This is a genomic window from Pseudomonas parafulva, from assembly GCF_000800255.1.
Taxonomy (GTDB): Bacteria; Pseudomonadota; Gammaproteobacteria; order Pseudomonadales; family Pseudomonadaceae; genus Aquipseudomonas; species Aquipseudomonas boreofloridensis.
Genome location: NZ_CP009747.1, coordinates 4704160 through 4724371, shown reverse-complemented (window position 1 = coordinate 4724371; position 20212 = coordinate 4704160). Strand labels below are relative to the sequence as shown.

16 protein-coding genes are annotated in these 20212 nt (G+C 62.9%); 11 read left to right on the top strand and 5 right to left on the bottom strand.

Features of this window, described 5'->3' with window-relative positions:
• The first annotated feature begins 98 nt into the window (after positions 1-98).
• The 6 genes from NJ69_RS20615 to NJ69_RS20590 all read left to right on the top strand — a co-directional run bounded on the left by NJ69_RS20615 (position 99) and on the right by NJ69_RS20590 (position 7815).
• Positions 99-506 (top strand): ExbD/TolR family protein, encoded by a 408-nt coding sequence (locus NJ69_RS20615; protein WP_029614708.1) that lies wholly within the window; start codon positions 99-101, stop codon positions 504-506.
• Positions 503-1273, top strand: a complete 771-nt coding sequence (locus NJ69_RS20610; RefSeq protein WP_039582684.1) for an energy transducer TonB family protein — start codon at positions 503-505, stop codon at positions 1271-1273. Before NJ69_RS20615 ends, NJ69_RS20610 begins: the two co-directional genes overlap by 4 nt.
• A 23-nt stretch (positions 1274-1296) precedes the next feature.
• Positions 1297-3579 (top strand): TonB-dependent receptor, encoded by a 2283-nt coding sequence (locus NJ69_RS20605; protein WP_039582682.1) that lies wholly within the window; start codon positions 1297-1299, stop codon positions 3577-3579.
• Between the two features lie 23 nt (positions 3580-3602).
• A complete protein-coding gene (locus NJ69_RS20600) occupies positions 3603-4250 on the top strand; it encodes a MotA/TolQ/ExbB proton channel family protein (RefSeq protein WP_039582680.1) in 648 nt (215 codons plus the stop codon).
• Between the two features lie 98 nt (positions 4251-4348).
• Positions 4349-6004 (top strand): bifunctional metallophosphatase/5'-nucleotidase, encoded by a 1656-nt coding sequence (locus tag NJ69_RS20595; protein ID WP_052192242.1) that lies wholly within the window; start codon positions 4349-4351, stop codon positions 6002-6004.
• A 110-nt stretch (positions 6005-6114) separates the two neighbouring features.
• A complete protein-coding gene (locus tag NJ69_RS20590; RefSeq protein WP_039582678.1) occupies positions 6115-7815 on the top strand; it encodes an acid phosphatase in 1701 nt (566 codons plus the stop codon).
• A gap of 117 nt (positions 7816-7932) precedes the next feature.
• On the opposite strand, the gene typA is transcribed toward NJ69_RS20590, so the two are convergent.
• On the bottom strand, positions 7933-9753 hold the full coding sequence (typA, locus tag NJ69_RS20585) for a translational GTPase TypA (protein WP_039582676.1): 1821 nt from the start codon (positions 9751-9753) through the stop codon (positions 7933-7935).
• A 127-nt stretch (positions 9754-9880) separates the two neighbouring features.
• The gene (gene thiI, locus NJ69_RS20580) at positions 9881-11335 is read right to left on the bottom strand and encodes a tRNA uracil 4-sulfurtransferase ThiI (protein WP_039582674.1); all 1455 of its coding nucleotides are present in this window, start codon (positions 11333-11335) and stop codon (positions 9881-9883) included.
• Between the two features lie 427 nt (positions 11336-11762).
• On the opposite strand from thiI, the gene glnA reads away from it, so the two are divergent.
• From glnA to ntrC, 4 genes are all read left to right on the top strand, one after another.
• A complete protein-coding gene (glnA, locus tag NJ69_RS20575) occupies positions 11763-13169 on the top strand; it encodes a glutamate--ammonia ligase (RefSeq protein ID WP_039582672.1) in 1407 nt (468 codons plus the stop codon).
• A gap of 150 nt (positions 13170-13319) precedes the next feature.
• On the top strand, positions 13320-13862 hold the full coding sequence (locus NJ69_RS20570; RefSeq protein WP_052192177.1) for a chorismate mutase: 543 nt from the start codon (positions 13320-13322) through the stop codon (positions 13860-13862).
• A gap of 252 nt (positions 13863-14114) precedes the next feature.
• Entirely contained in the window at positions 14115-15200 is a 1086-nt protein-coding gene (gene glnL, locus NJ69_RS20565; protein ID WP_039582670.1) for a nitrogen regulation protein NR(II), read from the top strand.
• Positions 15197-16633, top strand: a complete 1437-nt coding sequence (ntrC, locus tag NJ69_RS20560) for a nitrogen regulation protein NR(I) (RefSeq protein WP_039582669.1) — start codon at positions 15197-15199, stop codon at positions 16631-16633. Before glnL ends, ntrC begins: the two co-directional genes overlap by 4 nt.
• 466 nt (positions 16634-17099) lie before the next feature.
• On the opposite strand, the gene NJ69_RS20555 is transcribed toward ntrC, so the two are convergent.
• The gene (locus NJ69_RS20555) at positions 17100-17537 is read right to left on the bottom strand and encodes a hypothetical protein (protein ID WP_029612666.1); all 438 of its coding nucleotides are present in this window, start codon (positions 17535-17537) and stop codon (positions 17100-17102) included.
• Between NJ69_RS20555 and trmL the strand changes: the two genes are divergently transcribed.
• On the top strand, positions 17536-17991 hold the full coding sequence (trmL, locus tag NJ69_RS20550) for a tRNA (uridine(34)/cytosine(34)/5-carboxymethylaminomethyluridine(34)-2'-O)-methyltransferase TrmL (protein ID WP_039582668.1): 456 nt from the start codon (positions 17536-17538) through the stop codon (positions 17989-17991). The two genes, NJ69_RS20555 and trmL, sit on opposite strands and share 2 nt — an antisense overlap.
• Before the next feature lie 60 nt (positions 17992-18051).
• On the opposite strand, the gene NJ69_RS23025 is transcribed toward trmL, so the two are convergent.
• Together NJ69_RS23025 and gabP are read right to left on the bottom strand one after the other, a co-directional pair.
• Positions 18052-18186: a hypothetical protein gene (locus NJ69_RS23025; RefSeq protein WP_275898074.1), complete on the bottom strand. Its 135-nt coding sequence runs from the start codon at positions 18184-18186 to the stop codon at positions 18052-18054.
• A gap of 154 nt (positions 18187-18340) precedes the next feature.
• The gene (gene gabP / locus NJ69_RS20545) at positions 18341-19729 is read right to left on the bottom strand and encodes a GABA permease (RefSeq protein WP_029612667.1); all 1389 of its coding nucleotides are present in this window, start codon (positions 19727-19729) and stop codon (positions 18341-18343) included.
• Positions 19730-20212 lie beyond the last annotated feature (483 nt).

Genomic DNA, 20212 nt, shown 5'->3' with positions numbered 1-20212 from the left:
AAGCCCGTCCTAGAGCCTTTTCAATCTTTCAAGGCTGGTCATTTTTTGTTCATTATTGGTTGCTAGTGTCGCCCCTCCAATCGAGACGAGGAGGCTTCATGAGAGCCTGGGACGAGCCAACCAAGCGCAAGGCACACATCGAACTGATCCCCATGATCGACGTGATGATGTTCCTGCTGGTGTTCTTTGTACTGATCAGCCTGAACGTGATTCCGGCGCTGGGCATGAAGACCCAGTTGCCCAGCGCCAGCACCGCGCAGCAGCTCAAGCCGCAGAACAAGTCCATTCTCACCCTGGGCCTGAATGGCGAGCTGCAGCTCGATGGCCAAGCGACCAGCGTGGACGCACTGGTGCCGGCCCTGAAGGGCCTGGAGAAGCCTGACACCAAGACCGTGATCATCATCAACAGCGACAAGGGCGTCGAGGTGGCGCGACTGGTCGAGGTCATGGACACCCTGCGCGCAGGCGGCTTCACCTCCATCTCCATCGCTACCCGCAAGCCATGACACTTTATTTCCTCTATCGCGGCCGCCAATGGCTGGGTGCCGTACCGGCCGTGGCGGCCATCGCCGCGATCCTGGTGGCGGTCAATACCAAGCCGTTGAAGATCGAACCGGTGTACGACGAATCGGCAGTCGAGGTGGCGCTGGTCGAGCCCGCGCCGCCCGAAGAGCCTGCGCCTGCGGTCACCGAGCCCCCACCGCCGCCGGTGGAAACGCCACCGCCGCCGCCCCCTGTGGAAGAACAACCCGAGGCCGCCCTGCCGCCGCCCGAACCGGTCGTGCCCAAGCCGGTGCCTAAGCCTGCGCCGAAGCCCAAGCCAACCCCCAAGCCTGTCGTCGCCAAAGCCGCGCCCAAGCCAGTGCCACAGCCACAGCCGACGCCCGTGGCCAGTGCCCCCGTGCGCCCGGCCGCGGAACCGGCCAAGCCAGCGCCCCCGGCACCTGCCGCGCCCAAGGTCGATGTCGCCGCACTCGAAGGCGGCTACATGCAGGGCCTGCGCAGCGACATGGAGCGTTTCAAGCAATACCCCACCGGCCGCCAGGCGGCCCTCGAACGACCCACCGGCGATGTGGTGGTGTGGATGCTGGTGGACAGGGCCGGCAACGTCCTCGACTCGGGTATCGAAACACCGGCTTCGAGCATGCTGCTCAACCGCGCCGCCACCACCAGCCTCAAGCGCATCAAGCAAGTCAAACCGTTCCCGGAGCAGGCCTTCGGCGGCAAATCCCAGCACCGCTTCACCGCCACCTTCAACTACCGCGTGCAATAGCACCGATACACAGGAAACCCGTGATGAAGTTCAGCAAGCTCACCCTCGCCCTGATGACGGCCGGCCTCGCCCACGGCATGGCTTATGCCGCCGACAGCACCGAGTCCGACATCGGCGCCATCAAGGTCGAAGGCAAGGCCACCCAGGGCGGGGGCTACATGGTCCCCGAGGACAGCGCCAAATCCCGCTCGACCGTGACCAAGGAAGCACTGGACAAGCAGACCGCCACCGGCAACGCCGTCGACAAGCTCAAGTACACCCCCGGCCTGAACATCTCCAGTGAAGACGCCACCGGCCTGTCGGGCTTTCGCTTCACCATGCGCGGCATGAACTCCGATCAGGTCGGCATGAGCGTCGATGGCATGCCGATCAACGACTCGGGCAACTATGCGCTGTACTCCAACCTGCTGGGCGACGCGGAGAACATCGAACAGATCTTCGTCACCCAGGGCGCCTCGGAAGCCGACGGCCCGCACATCGGCTCCAGTGGCGGCAACATCGGCCTGGTGACCCTTCGCCCGACCAAGGAAACCGGTGCCTTCGTCAAGCAAAGCATCGGCAGCAACGCAACCCGCAAGACCTTCGCGCGCCTCAATACCGGTGAGATCAACGGCCTGAGCAACTGGCTGTCGGTGTCGCACGAAGAGGGTGACAAGTGGCGCGGCGATGGGGCGGTGCGCGCCAACAAGGTGGAATGGAACAGCTTCTTCGACGCCGGCGAGGGCAATACGGCCAACCTGATCCTCAAGTACCACAAGCAGGAAAACAACAGCTACAGCCAGTTGACCAAGAGCCAGTACACCCAGTTCGGGCGCCGCTACGACCCCTACCCTTCGGTGGCCGCGCGCAACGGCAGCGGCAAGATCACCAGCTACTATGGCTTGGCGCAGAACCCGTTCGAAACCTTCACGGCGGTGTTCAACACCCATTTCAAACTCGCCGACAACGTCTCCATGGACGTCATCCCGTATTACTACTACGGCAATGGCGGTGGTGGCGGCAGTTCCACCTCCGCGCTCAACAGCGGCTCAAGCGCCAGCGGCGTGTACGACCTGAGCAACCTGGCCTCGGCCGCCACCTACAATGCCGACGGCACGCCCAACAGCGGTGTCTACTATCGCTTGTCACGCACCCAGACCTGGCGCCCAGGCATCACCACCAAGCTGAACTGGGACCTGGGCGAACACAGCCTGCAATTGGGCTACTGGTTCGAGGATGCGCGTCAGCGCCAGACCCAGCCCTTCATCGGCATCGATACCGCCGGCAAGCCCGACAGCATCTGGCCGGACAGCCACCGCGTGAGCGACGCCAATGGCCAGATCGTCCAGGGCCGCAACCGCTTCACCGAAACCCCGGCGCAGAAGATCTGGGCCCAGGACACCTGGTACATCAACAGCGACTGGACCCTCAACGCCGGCCTGTCGTTCATGAATGTGGAGCGCAAGGGCCACAACCACGGCAGCCTCACCGAAGCGCCCGTGGACCGCAACCAGACCTACAACAAATTCCTGCCCAACGCGGGCCTGAAGTACCAGGTCGACGACCGCAACCAGGTGTTCTACAGCGTGTCGCGCAACATGCGCATCCCGCAGAACTACGCGCTGTACGACAACTCGCCCGAGTCCATCGGGCTGAAGCCTGAAACCAGCTGGAACCACGAGCTGGGCTGGCGTTTCGTCGAGCCGGACATGACCCTGTCGGCGAGCCTGTTCTACATGCAGTTCAAGAACCGCCAGGTGTCGTCCAAGGACATCAATGGCGACGCTGCCGACATCAATGCCGGCGCCGTGGACAACTACGGCCTGGAACTGGAGTGGAGCGGCCTGCTGCCGCATGACTTCAACTACTACACCTCGTACACCTACACCCGCTCCAAGCAGAAAGACGACCTGCAAGTGTTCAACAAAGGTGCGGCGATCACCCTGCCGACCGCCGACAAGCAGTTCGCCAACGTGCCCGAACACATGCTCGCCGCCAACATCGGCTACGACAACGGCCGCTACTACGGCACCTTCGGCGGCAAGCTCACCAGCAAGTTGTATGGCGACCTGACCAACGACGAGAGCATCCCCGGCCGCGTGGTCTTCAACCTCGGCGCCGGCGTCTACCTGCCGGTCGACAAGCGCGTGTTCAAGAGCGCGACGCTGCGCCTGAACGTCGACAACCTGTTCGACAAGAAATACCTCGACGGCGTCTACACCACCAAGACCAACTCGGCCACCTACAGCGGTTTCCGCGACGGCGACCCGGCCTACATCGTAGGCGTGGAGCGCACCGTGACCGTCGCCCTCGAAGCCAACTTCTGACGCAACCTCAAGCGGAGCCTTTCATGAACACCGACCTGATGCACGATGTGACCTTCTATGTGATGTACGGCGCGCTGGCGATCGCCGTGTTCATCATCATCGAACGCTCGCTGTATTTCACCTACGTACGCAAGCAGGCTGCCCGGCTGCTGGCGCAACTCACCCCGGCCGTGCAGAACGAACGCGGCTTGAGCGAAGAGGTGACCGCACGCAAGAGCCTGCCCATGGACATGGTCCGGGAAGTGCTTAAACAGAAACACGCTGGTGGCAGCCGCAAGGACCTGGACGACGTCGTCGAAACCCAGTATCTCGCTTCCCGGGCGCCCCTGGCGCGCAGCTTGTGGATCGTCGAGACCATCGTCACGGCGGCCCCGCTGCTCGGACTGCTTGGCACCATCCTGGGCATCATCGACACCTTCAAGGCACTGGCCAGCGCCGGTGTGTCCGACCCAGGGCAGATTTCCGCCGGCATCGGCACAGCGCTCTATGCCACCGGCCTGGGCATCGCCATCGCCCTGTTCTGCGTGGTCTTCCACAACCTGTTCCAGGATCGCCTGGAGCGCATCAACGACCAGCTCAAGATGCTGCTGATCCGTGCCTCCATGGGTGCTCGGGTGACGGCGCCCGCCGAGCTGACGCCCGTGCAGGCACCGCACTACCGCACGGCCTGAGGCCGGACTACGAGAGTTCACACGTGAAAGCCTTTACTTCGTCCGACAGAAAACTGCGCCTGTCCACTGCCCTGCGTCACGCTCGCGGCCTGGCGGCGATGCTGGCGTGCGCGGCGCTGGCCGCCTGCAGCCAGACGCCCAGCGTCGCACCGAGCGAACCGGTGGAGATCAACATCGTCGCCATCAACGACCTGCACGGCTACCTTCAGGCCAATCCCTGGCGCTACAAGGATGCCAGCGGCGCCGAGCACAGCCTCGCCGCCGGAGGGATCGCCACCTTGGGCGGCATGCTCGACCAACTGCGCGCCCAAGACCCGCAATTGCTGTTCGTCGGCAATGGCGATCTGATCGGCGGCAGCCCGGCCATTTCGGCGATGTGGGCCGATGAACCCACGCTCGAGGCCTTGCGCGACATGGGGCTGCTGTTCAGCACCGTGGGCAACCACGAACTGGACAATGGCAAAGCCGAACTGCTGCGACAGATCAACGGCGGCTGCCAATCCAATCGACCGCAACAGGCCTGCACCTTCCGGCCTGATTTCGCCGGCGGCGGTTACCCATACATCGCTGCCAACCTCGTCGACACCGACACCGGCAAGCCGCTGTTCGCGGCCTACCGTATCGAGGAGCGCCGTGGGGTGAAGATCGCCTTCGTCGGCGCGGTGTTGCGCGATGTGGCGCAGGTGGTCAGTGCCAAGGGCATGCAAGGATTGCAGGCCAGCGACGAAGCCGAAGCGATCAACCGTGTGATCCCTGATCTCAAGGCCCAAGGCGTGAACGCCATCGTCGCCATGGTGCACCAGGGCGGCAGTACGCCAGAAGCGTTCGACCAAAGCGATTGCAGCCAGCTCAAGGGCGACATCGTCGAGGTGGCGCAGCGCCTGGATCCGGCGGTGGACGCACTGCTCACCGCCCATACGCACCAGGGCTACCTGTGCAAGGTGGGTAAATTGTCGGTCAGCCAAGGCGGCTCTTACGGCCACCTGCTGACGCAGTTGACCCTGCGTGTCACGCCCGGCACCCATGCGGTGACCGCCGTCACCGCGCACAACCTGCTGGCCGATCCTCAGCGTTATCCACAGAACGCCAAACTCGCCGCCCTTGAGCAAGAGGTTGAGGCGCGTAGCGCAGCCGTGCTCGAGGCGCCGGCCGGGCGCATCGCCGTGCCCCTGGTGAGCGAGCGCCAGGAGCGCAACGGTGAGTCTCCACTAGGCGACTTGGTCGCCGATTCGCAACTGGCCATGACCCGCCAGTGGGGCGCGCAGATCGCCTTCATGAATGTCGGCGGCATTCGCGCCGATCTGCAACAGTCCCCTGGCAGGGGCCTGACCTATGCGCAAGTCGCCAGCGTGCAGCCCTTCGGCAATACCCTGGTGTTGATGGACCTGACGGGCGAACAATTGCTGGCCTTGCTCAACCAGCAGTTCGGCGCCAGCGACAGCAACATACTGCAGATTTCCCAGGGATTCAGTTACCAATGGGATGCCAAACGTCCAGCCGGCAGCTACGTGGTACCCGGCAGCCTGCGCCTGGAGGGGCGAGCGGTGGACATGAACACGCGCTATCGCATCGTCGCCAACTCGTTCCTGGCGGCAGGCGCGGAGCGCTTCTCGGTGTTCAAGCAAGGCACGAATGTGGTCGACAGCAAGCGGATCGACCTGGACGCGATGCTGGCCTATCTGCGCGACCGCGAACAACAAGCGATCCCCGTCGGTGCCACGCACAGCGCCGGGCGGATCGTGCGCAAGAACTGATCGCGAGCGGGTCACTGGCGTGCAGTGACCCGTGTTTTTTTTCAGTCATCTGCGCTCGCTACTCTGCCCAGTAGATCGTGGACACGTGCAGACCTCAGGTAATCACCAGCATGACAGACACCCCCAAAGACAAACGCGATGGCGTGACACCAAGCCCTTCGCCTCAAGACCCCAACCGCAGACGCTTCATCGGCGGTGCCGCACTGCTGGGGGTCGGCCTGACCCTGGGCGCTTGCGAGGACACCGAGAAGCCATGCACGGCGCCCAGCCGCCCGCCGCTGGGCGCGGTGGAACTGGACGAGGCGCTGCAACGGCAGGTCAAGACCGTCGTGGTGATCTATGCCGAGAACCGCAGCTTCAACAACCTGTTCGCGGACTTCCCCGGATTGCAGAAGCCGCTGTCGTCGCTGGCGCCAGCCGATTATCGCCAGCTCGACCGAGATGGCAGCGCGTTACCGTCGCTGCCTGCACCCTGGGGAGGGGTGCTGCACGTCGGGCCTCAGACCGTGGATGGCGTGACTTACCCCACCGGGCAGGCGTTTCAGGACAACGTGCCCAACGCACCTTTCGCGCTGAAAGGTCCACAGGGCGAAGACTTGCCGTTCAGTCTCGTGACCCGCGACTTGTGGCATGTGTTCTACCAGAACCAGATGCAGATAAACGGGGGCAAGAACGACGGGTTCGTCGCCTGGGGCGATTCGGGCGGGCTGGTGATGGGCCACTATGCGCAGTCGCGCTACGAGCTGCGCTTATGGGATGTCGCCAAGGAGTTCGTGCTCTGTGACAACTTCTTCCAGGGTGCTTTCGGCGGCTCGTTCCTCAATCACCACTATCTGGTGGCAGCCAGACCGCCCTACTACCCAGATGCGCTGAACTCGGTCGCCAAGTCGCAGATCGCCACGCTGCAGTCCGACGACCCGACCGACCCGCGCCTCAAGCCGCTTCCCACCTCGCCTGCCAGCGCCATGGACGGCCCTCCACAGTTTGGCCCCAGCGCCCTGACACCCGATGGCTACGGCGTGAACACCCTGGCGCCGCCCTACTGGCCCACATGGATACGCGATCCAGAACGCCCGGACTACTCCAAATCCGGATTGCCCAATGTCATGGTCGCGCAGACGCACGAACACATTGGCGACAAGCTGTCCAAAAAGAACGTGGACTGGGCGTGGTACGCGGGCGCCTGGCAAGCCACCCTGGAGCAATTCAAGGATTCGGGCGGCATTCCGAAGATCCCCAACTTCCAGTTCCATCACCAGCCGTTCAATTACTTCCAGCAGCAGGGACCTGAAAATCCCGCCGAGCGCACGCGAAGACTGCGCGACGCAGGGCTGGGGGACACGCCGGCCACCAATCTGTTTCTACGTGACGCGCAAGCCGGAACGCTGCCTGCGGTGACCTTCTACAAGCCCCAAGGCAATCTCAACATGCACGCCGGCTATGCCGATGTCGCGTCCGGCGACCGGCATATCAACCGCGTGCTGAAGGTGCTGCGAGAAGGCCCGCAATGGAACGACATGGTGGTGATCGTCACCGTCGATGAAAACGGCGGCTGGTGGGACCACGTCGCCCCGCCGGCAGGCGACAGATGGGGCCCTGGCTCACGGATTCCCGCACTGGTGGTCTCGCCCTTCGCCCGTAAAGGTACGGTCGACCACACCGTGTACGACACTGGCTCGATCCTGCGCTTCATCACGCGGGTGTTCAAACTGGAAACCCTGGAAGGTCTCAAGCACCGCGACGAGGCGATGATCGCTCGCGGTCAGCAGCCCATGGGCGATCTGACCAACGCCTTGCAGTTCGGCGCCTAGCTCACCCCAGTGAGCCCACCGCACACTTGCCGCTTGCCGCTTGCCGCTTGCCGCTTGCCGCTAAAAAAACGCCCCCGGCCTTTCGACCGGGGGCGTTTTCATTCAGCCAGCGCTGACTCAGTTCTTGGCTTTCTTGGCAGCGCGGGTACGCTCGCCTTCGTCCAGGATCTTCTTGCGCAGACGGATCGACTTGGGCGTCACTTCGCACAGCTCGTCGTCCTGGATGAATTCCAGGGCCTGCTCGAGGGTGTGGCGAACCGGCGGAACCAGGGCGATGACTTCGTCTTTGCCCGAAGCACGCATGTTGTCCAGTTTCTTGCCCTTGGTCGGGTTCACGCCCAGGTCGTTGTCACGGCTGTTCAGACCGATGATCTGACCGTTGTAGATCTCCTGGCCGTGCTCGACGAACAGCTTGCCGCGCGCCTGCAGGGTTTCCAGCGAGTAGGTCAGAGCCTTGCCGGTTTCGACCGACACCAGGACGCCGTTCAGACGACCGGACATCTGGCCCGACTTCATGGTGTCGTAGCGGTCGAAGATCGAGGTCAGGATGCCTGCGCCGTTGGTCAGGGTCAGGAACTGGTTACGGAAACCGATCAGACCACGGGCCGGGATGTTGTACTCCAGACGCACACGGCCTTTGCCATCCGGCACCATGTTGGTCAGGTCGCCCTTACGCAGGCCCATCTCTTCCATCACCTTGCCCTGGGATTCTTCAGGAATGTCGATGGTGACGTTCTCGAACGGTTCCTGCTTGACGCCATCCACTTCGCGGATGATCACTTCAGGACGGCCTACGGCCATCTCGAAGCCTTCACGGCGCATGGTTTCGATCAGTACCGACAGGTGCAGTTCACCACGGCCGGAGACCTTGAACTTGTCCGGGGAGTCGGTCTCTTGAACGCGCAGGGCTACGTTGTACAGCAGCTCTTTGTCCAGACGGTCCTTGATGTTACGGCTGGTGACGAACTTGCCTTCCTTGCCGCAGAACGGCGAGTCGTTGACCTGGAAGGTCATCGAAACGGTGGGCTCGTCGACGGTCAGCGGCTTCATCGCTTCGACCGCGTCCGGTGCGCACAGGGTGTCGGAGATGAACAGCTCGTCGAAACCGCTGATGCAGACGATGTCGCCGGCCTGGGCTTCTTCGACGTCCACACGGTGCAGACCGTGGTGACCCATCAGCTTGAGGATACGGCCGTTGCGCTTCTTGCCGTCGGTGTCGATGGCGACCACCGGAGTGTTCGGCTTGACGCGACCACGGGCGATACGGCCAACGCCGATGACGCCGAGGAAGCTGTTGTAGTCCAGTGCGGAGATTTGCATCTGGAACGGACCGTCACGGTCAACCGAAGGCGCAGGTACGTTGTCGACGATCGACTGGTACAGCGGGGTCATGTCTTCGGCCATGGCGGTGTGGTCCAGGCCGGCGATGCCGTTCAGGGCCGAGGCGTAGACCACTTGGAAGTCCAGTTGGTCGTCAGTGGCGCCGAGGTTGTCGAACAGGTCGAAGATCTGGTCCAGGACCCAGTCAGGACGCGCGCCCGGACGGTCGACCTTGTTGATCACGACGATCGGCTTCAGGCCGGCTTCGAAGGCCTTCTTGGTCACGAAGCGGGTTTGCGGCATCGGGCCGTCCTGGGCGTCGACCAGCAGCAGCACCGAGTCGACCATCGACATCACACGCTCGACCTCGCCACCGAAGTCGGCGTGGCCGGGGGTGTCGACGATGTTGATGTGGTAGCCATTCCAGTTGATGGCGGTGTTCTTCGCCAGAATGGTGATGCCGCGCTCTTTTTCCTGGTCGTTGGAGTCCATGACGCGCTCGTCGTTGAGCTCGTTACGTTCCAGGGTGCCGGACTGGCGCAGGAGTTTGTCGACCAGGGTGGTTTTACCATGGTCAACGTGGGCGATGATGGCGATGTTACGCAGATTTTCGATCACAACTGTATCTCGTGCAGAGGATTCGGTGGCCGCCAGTGTAGGCGGCGAATATGTACGAAAGCAGACTCAGCGGGCCCGTGGGTCGGGAGGGCGATGGCGGATGCTGCCGCCATACAGCCCTGGCGTCTTATGCCGGACGATAAACACGCACATTGGCATGTCCCTCACTGAGCAGATGGTGTGCGTGCAAACGGCTCATCACACCCTTGTCGCAATACAGCAAGTACTGGCGCGTGTCGTCCAGGTGCTTGAACTTGCTGTTGATGGCGTAGAACGGCATGACCTGCACCTCGATGCCGTCGAGCACCAGCGGCTCGTCTTCCTGGGCATCGGGGTGGCGGATATCGACGACGATCTGGCCAGGCATCGCCTGCGCCACTTCCTCGACCTCGATGTCCTTGCCCAGCTCGTCGATCACATGGTCGATGGAGATGAACCGGGCGCGCTCGATGGCGCGTTCAAGCACGGCCATCTCGAACTGCTTCTCTTCGTGCTCCATGCGGTGACGCTTGGCATGGGTGGTCGGGTTCACCGAAATCACGCCGCAGTACTCGGGCATGTGCTTGGCGAAATCGGCGGTGCCGATCTGGTAGGCGGTGTCGATGATGTCCTGCTTGTGGCTGGCCAACAGCGGGCGCAGCACCAGCTTGTCGGTGGCCGAGTCGATGATCGCCAGGTTCGGCAGGGTCTGGCTCGACACCTGGGAAATCGCCTCGCCGGTGACCAGGGCATCGATCTGCAAACGCTCGGCCATGCGCGCGGCGGCGCGCAGCATCATGCGCTTGAGAGTGACGCCCATGTAGCTGTTGTCGACCTTGCCGAGGATCTCGCCGACCACTTCTTCGAACGGCACGCTGATGAACAGCACGCGCTGGCTGCTGCCGTACTTCTTCCACAGGAAGTGAGCGACTTCCATCACCCCCAGCTCGTGGGCGCGACCGCCGAGGTTGAAGAAGCAGAAATGGGTCATCAGGCCGCGGCGCATCATCTGGTAGGCCGCCACGGTGGAGTCGAAGCCACCGGACATCAGCACCAGCGTCTGCTCCAGCGCGCCCAGCGGGTAGCCGCCGATACCGTCGTGCTGACTGTGGATGACGAACAGGCGCTGGTCGCGGATCTCCAGGCGCACCACTACTTCCGGACGCTTGAGGTCGATACCGGCGGCGCCGCACTGCTGGCGCAACTGGCTACCGACGTAGCGGTCGACGTCCATCGAGGTGAAATCGTGGTGACCGCCGCGCTTGCAGCGCACGGAGAAGCGTTTGCCGGCCAGCAGATGACCGTAGTGCTGCCTGCATTTTTCGACGATGTCGTCGAAGTCGCCCAGCGGATACTCCTGCACTTGCAGGAAGTGGGTGATCCCCGGGGTGCAGGTCAGGCGCTCGATCATCTCGCGCTGAATCTTCTCGTCCTCGAGGCGGGTGACCACTTCGAGATTGTCCCAGACACCGTTGACCACGAGCTCCGGATCCAGATCCTTGAGCACGTTGCGGATGTTCTTGCCGAGCTGGCGGATGAAGCGCTTGCGCACTGGCCGGCTCTTGATGGTGATCTCTGGGAAGACTTTGACGATAAGTTTCATTGGGTTAACAGCGCGCGCGGAGCCTGCCGAAAATGAGGGGCGCGAATTATAGCGGAAACAGGTAGAGATTTGAGCAACTTTTGATCAGAGGTTTACAGATAGGTGCCGCGTGGCGGTCTGACAGTGCTTTTAGCGGCCTGATGGCTGATGAATCGCCGCAGCCCTCAAACAAAGCACGCCTGCCCCACCTACGCACCATATCAGTGCATTGCCAGCGAATGACGCCTTTTTTAGGTGCATATCGCCGTTGCAGGGTGCCCTTAGATGCCTATGGACGCCGCCTTTTATCCCGCCCTAGCCATTTTCGGGCACTGGCATACAATTTGCTCCCTTGTGATGCAGGTAAGCTTGGCCGACTATCCGCGCCCGGCGACACCCTTTTTCCAGGGCAGCGGCCTACCGCGCTCTAGACCATCCGGAGGACAACATGTCGAAGTCGGTTCAACTCATCAAAGATCATGACGTCAAGTGGATTGATCTGCGTTTCACGGACACCAAAGGCAAACAGCACCACGTCACCATGCCGGCTCGCGATGCGCTGGATGATGAGTTCTTCGAAGCCGGCAAGATGTTCGACGGCTCCTCCATCGAAGGCTGGAAAGGCATCGAAGCCTCCGACATGATCCTGCTGCCGGACGATTCGTCCGCCGTGCTCGACCCGTTCACCGAAGAGCCGACCCTGATCCTGGTCTGCGACGTCATCGAACCTTCCACCATGCAAGGCTACGACCGCGACCCACGCGCCATCGCCAAGCGCGCCGAAGAGTTCCTGAAGTCCACCGGTATCGGTGACACCGTATTCGTCGGCCCTGAGCCTGAGTTCTTCATCTTCGACCAGGTCAAGTTCAAGTCGGACATCTCCGGCTCGATGTTCAAGATCTACTCCGAGCAAGGCTCCTGGATGACCGACCAGGACGTCGAAGGCGGCAACAAGGGCCACCGCCCGGCCGTCAAAGGCGGCTACTTCCCGGTTCCGCCGTGCGACCACGACCACGAAATCCGTACCGCCATGTGCAACGCCATGGAAGAAATGGGCCTGGTCGTCGAAGTGCACCACCACGAAGTGGCCACCGCCGGTCAGAACGAAATCGGCGTGAAGTTCAACACCCTGGTCACCAAGGCTGACGAAGTTCAGACCCTGAAGTACTGCGTGCACAACGTGGCCGATGCCTACGGCAAGACCGCCACCTTCATGCCCAAGCCTCTGTACGGCGACAACGGCTCGGGCATGCACGTGCACATGTCGATCTCCAAAGACGGCAAGAACACCTTCTCCGGCGAAGGCTATGCCGGCCTGTCCGACACCGCCCTGTACTTCATCGGCGGCATCATCAAGCACGGTAAGGCCCTGAACGGCTTCACCAACCCGGCCACCAACTCCTACAAGCGTCTGGTGCCTGGCTTCGAAGCGCCGGTCATGCTGGCCTACTCGGCCCGCAACCGTTCGGCCTCGATCCGTATTCCTTACGTGTCCAGCCCGAAAGCTCGCCGCATCGAAGCGCGCTTCCCGGACCCGGCCGCCAACCCGTACCTGTGCTTCGCCGCCCTGCTGATGGCCGGCCTGGACGGTATCCAGAACAAGATCCACCCAGGCGATGCCGCCGACAAGAACCTGTACGACCTGCCGCCTGAAGAGGCCAAGGAAATCCCGCAGGTCTGCGGTAGCTTGAAAGAAGCCCTGGAAGAGCTGGACAAGGGCCGTGCCTTCCTGACCAAAGGCGGCGTGTTCTCCGACGACTTCATCGATGCCTACATCGAGCTGAAGTCCGAAGAAGAGATCAAGGTGCGCACCTTCGTTCACCCGCTGGAATACGACCTGTACTACAGCGTCTGATGACTGCGGCGCTTGCGCCGTAGCGATCAACCCAAACGGCTTCCCTCGGGAAGCCGTTTGTATTTTTACGGTCACGCGGTTCGGACGCGTCCTACTGGTACACAAAAGGGCATTGGCCACACTCAGGTCTCCCATTTCAAGGAGATCGCCATGCGCCTCACCCCGCTCTGCCTGTTGTGCATCCTCGCCCTCACCGGCTGCCTGAAAGCCCCGGATCCCGACCCCACCTTCGAGGCCCTGCTCGACAGCATCGAGCAGCGTCTGGCCATCGCCGACGCCGTGGCCCTGCACAAGTGGGACAGCGGCCAGCCGGTGCAGGACAGCGCTCGCGAGCAGCAGGTGCTGGAAAGAGTGCGCAAGGCCGCATCGAGCTATAAGGTCAGCCCGCAACGCGCGACCCTGTTCTTCAGCGATCAGATCGAGGCCGACAAGCTGCGCCAGTACCATCTGCTCAGCCAGTGGAGCCTGGTGGAAGCCGCGCCAGACATTCCACGCCTGGACCTCACCCGTGAGATTCGCCCACAACTGGACCTGTTGCAGGCGCAGATGCTTGATCGCCTGGCGCGTTTCGACCGCCACCGGCCCGCGCACTGCGAGCACGCACTGGCCAAGGCCATCGGCCTGCGCTCCAGCGATGCCACTCGCCGCCTCATGCTGATCCGCGCCACCGCAAGCCTCTGCCCACGCGGCTGACGAGCAATGCTCTATATTGGTGCAACAAATAGCTGAACGCCCTGCGGTGCAGCCCAAATCAGGTCAGTTGAATCGATAAAGCGTGAATTATTGAGCCGATTTTGCGCACAACCCGCGCTTCATCGGCCAATTCCGCTTCTTTTCGGAGCCTTGGTTTGTTTCTTGCATTTTCCAGGGCAACCAGCGGCTGACCCGTCTGCTTCCTTGAGGCATGCGGGCCGGAACAGCGCCAATAGAGGTCGACAACGCACCATGACCATCAGCGATGCACAGCACCGACTGCTCCTGGACAACCTGACCACCGCGACCCTGCTGCTCAACAGCGAATTGCGCCTGGAGTACATGAACCCGGCGGCCGAAATGCTACTGGCAGTCAGCGGTCAGCGCAGCCACGGCCAGTTCATCAGCGAACTGTTCACCGAATCGACCGAAGCGCTGCACTCCCTGCGCCAGGCCGTGGAGCAGGCGCATCCGTTCACCAAGCGCGAAGCCCAGTTGACCTCCCTGACCGGCCAGAGCATCACCGTGGACTACGCTGTCACGCCCATCCTGCATCAGGGCAACACCCTGCTGCTGCTCGAAGTGCACCCGCGTGATCGGCTGCTGCGCATCACCAAGGAAGAGGCGCAACTGAGCAAGCAGGAAACCACCAAGATGCTGGTGCGTGGCCTGGCCCACGAAATCAAGAACCCCTTGGGCGGGATTCGCGGCGCAGCGCAACTGCTGGCCCGCGAACTGCCCGAGGACGGTCTGCGCGACTACACCAACGTGATCATCGAAGAGGCCGACCGCCTGCGCAATCTGGTCGACCGCATGCTGGGCTCGAACAAACTGCCGTCGTTGGCGATGACCAACGTGCACGAAGTGCTGGAGCGGGTGTGCAGCCTGGTGGACGCCGAAGCCCAAGGCAGCATCACCCTGGTGCGCGACTACGACCCGAGCCTGCCGGACGTGCTGATCGACCGTGAGCAGATGATCCAGGCCGTGCTCAACATCGTGCGCAACGCCATGCAGGCGATCAACGGCCAGAACGAATTGCGCCTGGGCCGCATCACCCTGCGCAGCCGCGCCGTGCGCCAGTTCACCATCGGCCACGTGCGCCACCGCCTGGTGGCGCGCATCGAAATCACCGACAACGGCCCCGGCATCCCCGCGCAACTGCAGGACACCCTCTTTTATCCGATGGTCAGCGGACGCCCGGACGGCACCGGGCTGGGCTTGGCCATCACCCAGAACATCATCAGTCAGCATCAGGGGCTGATCGAGTGCGAAAGCCACCCTGGCCACACCACCTTTTCGATCTTCCTGCCCCTGGAACAAGGAGCCACAGCCCCATGAGCCGTAGTGAAACCGTGTGGATCGTCGACGATGATCGTTCCATCCGCTGGGTCCTGGAAAAGGCCCTGCAGCAGGAAGGCATGACCACCCAGAGCTTCGACAGCGCCGACGGGGTCATGGGACGCCTGGCCCGCCAACAGCCGGACGTGATCATCTCCGACATCCGCATGCCCGGCACCAGCGGCCTGGACCTGCTGGCGCAGATCCGCGAAGCGCACCCGCGCCTGCCGGTGATCATCATGACCGCCCATTCCGACCTGGACAGCGCGGTGGCGTCGTACCAGGGCGGCGCCTTCGAGTACCTGCCCAAGCCATTCGATGTCGATGAGGCCGTGGCGCTGGTCAAGCGCGCCAACCAGCACGCCCAGGAACAGCAGGCGCTACAAGCCCCGCCGACCCTGGCGCGCACCCCGGAGATCATCGGCGAGGCGCCGGCGATGCAGGAGGTGTTCCGCGCCATCGGTCGCCTGAGCCACTCCAACATCACCGTGCTGATCAACGGCGAGTCCGGCACCGGCAAGGAGCTGGTCGCCCACGCCCTGCACCGCCACAGCCCGCGCGCCGCCGCGCCGTTCATCGCCCTGAACATGGCGGCGATTCCCAAGGACTTGATGGAGTCGGAGCTGTTCGGCCACGAAAAAGGTGCCTTCACCGGCGCGGCCAACCTGCGCCGCGGCCGCTTCGAGCAGGCCGATGGCGGCACGCTGTTCCTCGACGAAATCGGCGACATGCCCGCCGACACCCAGACGCGCCTGCTGCGCGTACTGGCCGACGGCGAGTTCTACCGGGTCGGTGGACACCTACCGGTCAAGGTGGACGTGCGCATCATCGCCGCGACCCACCAGAACCTGGAATCGCTGGTGCAGGCCGGCAAGTTCCGCGAAGACTTGTTCCACCGCCTGAACGTGATCCGCATCCATATCCCGCGCCTGGCCGACCGGCGCGAGGACATTCCCGCGCTGGCCCGTCACTTCCTGGGGCGAGCGGCACGGGAGCTGGCAGTCGAACCGAAACTGCTCAAGCCGGAAACCGAAGAGTTCATGCGCAACCTGCCGTGGCCGGGCAACGTGCGTCAGATGGAAAACACCTGCCGCTGGATCACGGTGATGGCCTCGAGCCGCGAAGTGCTGATCAGCGACCTGCCGCCAGAACTGCTCAACCTGCCCCACGACGCGGCACCGATCACCAACTGGGAGCAGGCGCTGCGCCAGTGGGCTGACCAGGCCCTGGCCCGCGGTCAGTCGAACCTGCTCGACAGCGCCGTGCCGAGCTTCGAGCGGATCATGATCGAGACCGCCCTCAAGCACACGGCCGGGCGTCGGCGTGATGCGGCGGTGCTGTTGGGCTGGGGCCGCAACACCTTGACTCGCAAGATCAAGGAACTGGGGATGAAGGTCGACGGCAGTGATGAGGACGACGGCGAGGAGCACTGATCGCCAGCGGTCGCTGTCATGACCGGGGCCGCTCATGGCTGGCATAGGGGCTGCTGCGCAGCCCATCGCGACACAAGGCCGCTCCTACAGGGTCCGTGCACGGGTTTTGTAGGAGCGGCCTTGTGCCGGGATGGGCCGCGAAGCGGCCCTTTTCATGTCTGCCGGGACTTGCACCGATGCAGTGCCCGCTGCACCTGCGCAAGGCACAGGATAGGGAGCACCTCATCGAATAAAACCGGCAAGCCATTGAATTAAAAGGATTTTATAAACTGGCACGACACCTGCAATAACACTGATAACGACAGTTTCGGGGACCCCGGTACAGGCAGGCCGGGACATCCCCCTCTTTATTCGCAACACCGCCCGTTTTGGGGACCTTGGTACAGGCAGGCCGAGACTCCCTCTTTTATTCGCAACACCGCCCGCTTCGGGGACCTCGGTACAGGCAGGCCGAGACTCCCCTCTTTTATTCGTGCAGCCTGACCTGCACCCGCCAACGCCCCGCGTCCTCTGCAGCGCTCCAGGTGCCGCGCAGGGGACGCGCGGCCACCAGGCTCAGCACCAGTCCCTCATCGCTACGCTGCAAACGCCAGCCCACCGGCCTTCCTTGCAGGGTCAACTGGCCACGCTGCGGCTTGCCCTCGGCCTGGAACACCAGCGCCACGGTGCCATTGACGTTCTCGCCATGCAGCTTGGGCGAGGCGTTGAACAACAGGTCCAGGCCTTCATCCATGACCTGCACCTGTTCCAGCACACGCGGCTCGGGCGCCGTCAGCCGACCGATCATCAAACCGACCATCACCCCGACGATGGCCATCGACATCAATACCCGCGGCCATGCCTTCGAACGCGGGTCCGGTTCGAGGGTAGAATGCGCGTCATCTTCCTGCCTGGGGCCGTGCATGTTCCACGTCATCCTCTTTCAACCTGAAATTCCGCCGAATACCGGCAATATCATCCGCCTGTGCGCCAACAGCGGCTGCGACCTGCACCTGATCGAGCCGATCGGTTTCGAGCTGGACGACAAGCGCCTGCGCCGGGCCGGGCTGGATTACCACGAGTATGCCACGCTCAAGCGCCACGACAGCCTGGCCCAGTGCCTGGAAAGCCTCGGCCAGCCGCGCCTGTTCGCCTTCACCACCAAGGGCTCGCAGCCGTTCCATGAAGTGGCCTATCAACCCGGCGATGCGTTTTTGTTCGGCCCGGAGAGTCGTGGGCTGCCCGCTGAAGTGCTCGACAGCCTGCCCGCCGAACAACGCCTGCGCTTGCCCATGCGTCCGGGGTGCCGCAGCCTTAACCTGTCCAACACGGTGGCGGTGACGGTGTATGAGGCGTGGCGCCAGCAAGGATTCGCCTGAATCGGCGTAGGAAGGGTGGCCGGCGGCCGGGCGAATCCCTGCTGCCGGCAAAGAGAAGCGTCACTCGACGATGCAGATCCAGCGGTGGTTGCAGCGGTACGGCGCGCGGGTGAAGGCGATATCGACCAGGCGTTTCAGGCCGCGTCGCTTGAGCGCCTGGGTCAGTTCGGCAAGTGTTTCTGCTTCGATAGTCATGCGGTTACCTCGTCAGATTACTGCGTACATAATTCTTGACCGAGGGGACAAACCGGGGATTCATTTTTTTACCGGGCCGATTCGACCACTGGTCCGATAAACGCAAAAGGCCGCATCCTTCAGAGGATGCGGCCTTTTCGATGCAGATGCCGACTCAGTTATCCAGCACGGCCCGTCCGGCGACGCCGCGCTTGCGATGCACCAGTAGCCCGGTGATCACCACGGCGATGCTCAACAGCGCCGTGGCGATGATCTCGATGCGGTGGTCTTCGCGCAGGGCCATCACGCCCAATACGGCGACGATGAAAGCGATGGTGGCCCAGGTCAGCCCCGGGAACAGCCACATCTTGAACGAGATTTTCTCGCCCCGCGCCTCACGCTGGGCACGCATGCGCAACTGCGACACGGCGATCACCAGGTACACCAGCAGGGCGATGGCGCCAGAGCTGGCCAGCAGGAACTCGAACACCTCGGCCGGTGCGAGGAAGTTGGCGAACACGCACAGGAAGGCAGCTGCGGTGGACAGCAGCACGGCCCAGTGCGGGGTGCCCGCGCGGGTGGTGCGCTGGGCGACGGCAGGGGCGTCGCCCCGCTTGCTCAGCGAGAACAGCATGCGCGAAGAGGTGTACAGCGCCGAGTTCAAGCAACTGGTGACCGCGATCAGCACAACAATGTCGACGATCAGCTTGGCGTTGGGCACGCCGATCAAGCTCAGCACGGTCTGGTAGGAGCCCTTCTCGGCCAGGGCCGGATCGTTCCACGGCACCATGGCCACCACCAGGAAGATCGACACCAGGTAGAACAGGCAGATCCGCCAGATCACCGAGTTGGTGGCGCGGCTGATCTGCTTGCCCGGATCCTTGGATTCGGCGGCAGCGATGGTGACGATTTCGGTGCCCATGAACGAGAACATCGTGGTCAACATGGCCGCCAGCACCGCGCCCAGGCCGTTAGGCATGAAGCCCTGGGTGTCGAACAGGTGGCTGACACCGCTGACCTGACTGCCCGGCACCAGGCCGAACATGGCCGCGCAGCCGACCACGATGAAGGCGATGATGGCCAGCACCTTGAGCAGGGCGAACCAGAACTCGAACTCGCCGTAGTTCTTCACGCTGAACAGGTTGGTGACGGTGAGCGCCAGGGTGATGATCAACGAGAAGGCCCACAGATCGACGGCCGGGAACCAGGCATGCAGGATCGCCGCAGCGGCGTTGGCTTCCAGCGGAATCACCAGCACCCAGAACCACCAGTACAGCCAGCCGATGGTGAACCCGGCCCAGCGCCCGATGGCGCGGTCGGCGTAGGTGGAGAAGGAACCTGTGTCGGGCGACGCGACCGCCATCTCGCCGAGCATGCGCATCACCAGCACCACCAAGGTGCCCGCTGCGGCATAGGCCAGCAGTACGGCAGGGCCGGCAGCGGCGATGGCGTGGCCGGAGCCGACGAACAGGCCGGCGCCGATCACGCCGGCAATGGAGAGCATGGTGACATGCCGTTGTTTGAGCCCCTGAGCGAGGTCATTGGAATTGTGCTTACCGCTCATAAAACTACCTTTGTAAGGAGTGGACCACCCGATTACTGGAACGAAGCGCGCCAAGGGTTGATTTAGACGGCTTGGCAATCGGCGCCTTGCTGCTGGCAATAACTGCGCCAGCGGTGCAGGTCATGCACATGAATCTTCGCGCTACCGCGATTGACGTGGCTTTGCCGCCCTTCGGCCAAGCAATGACCGAAGGGTCGTCGAAGCGGTCCGCGCAGTGTGCATTACTGAAATACTCACTTACAAACGCACCAAAGGTAGTCCTTAGTAACACCGTCGCACCAAAAAGACGCACCCTAGGTGCAACCCTCAGGCGCAACCCAACTCCGTGCTAGGAAGCTTACTCAAGAGCCTGCCATCCACCCGCGAAGCAAAAAGCCTTTCCTCGCCAAACCAAAACTGGCACCATCGCGCCTTTTTTCATCAAGGCTCCGGCGCCGAGCGCAACGCGTTGCGGACATCCGCGCGACGTTGCACTGCAGCGAT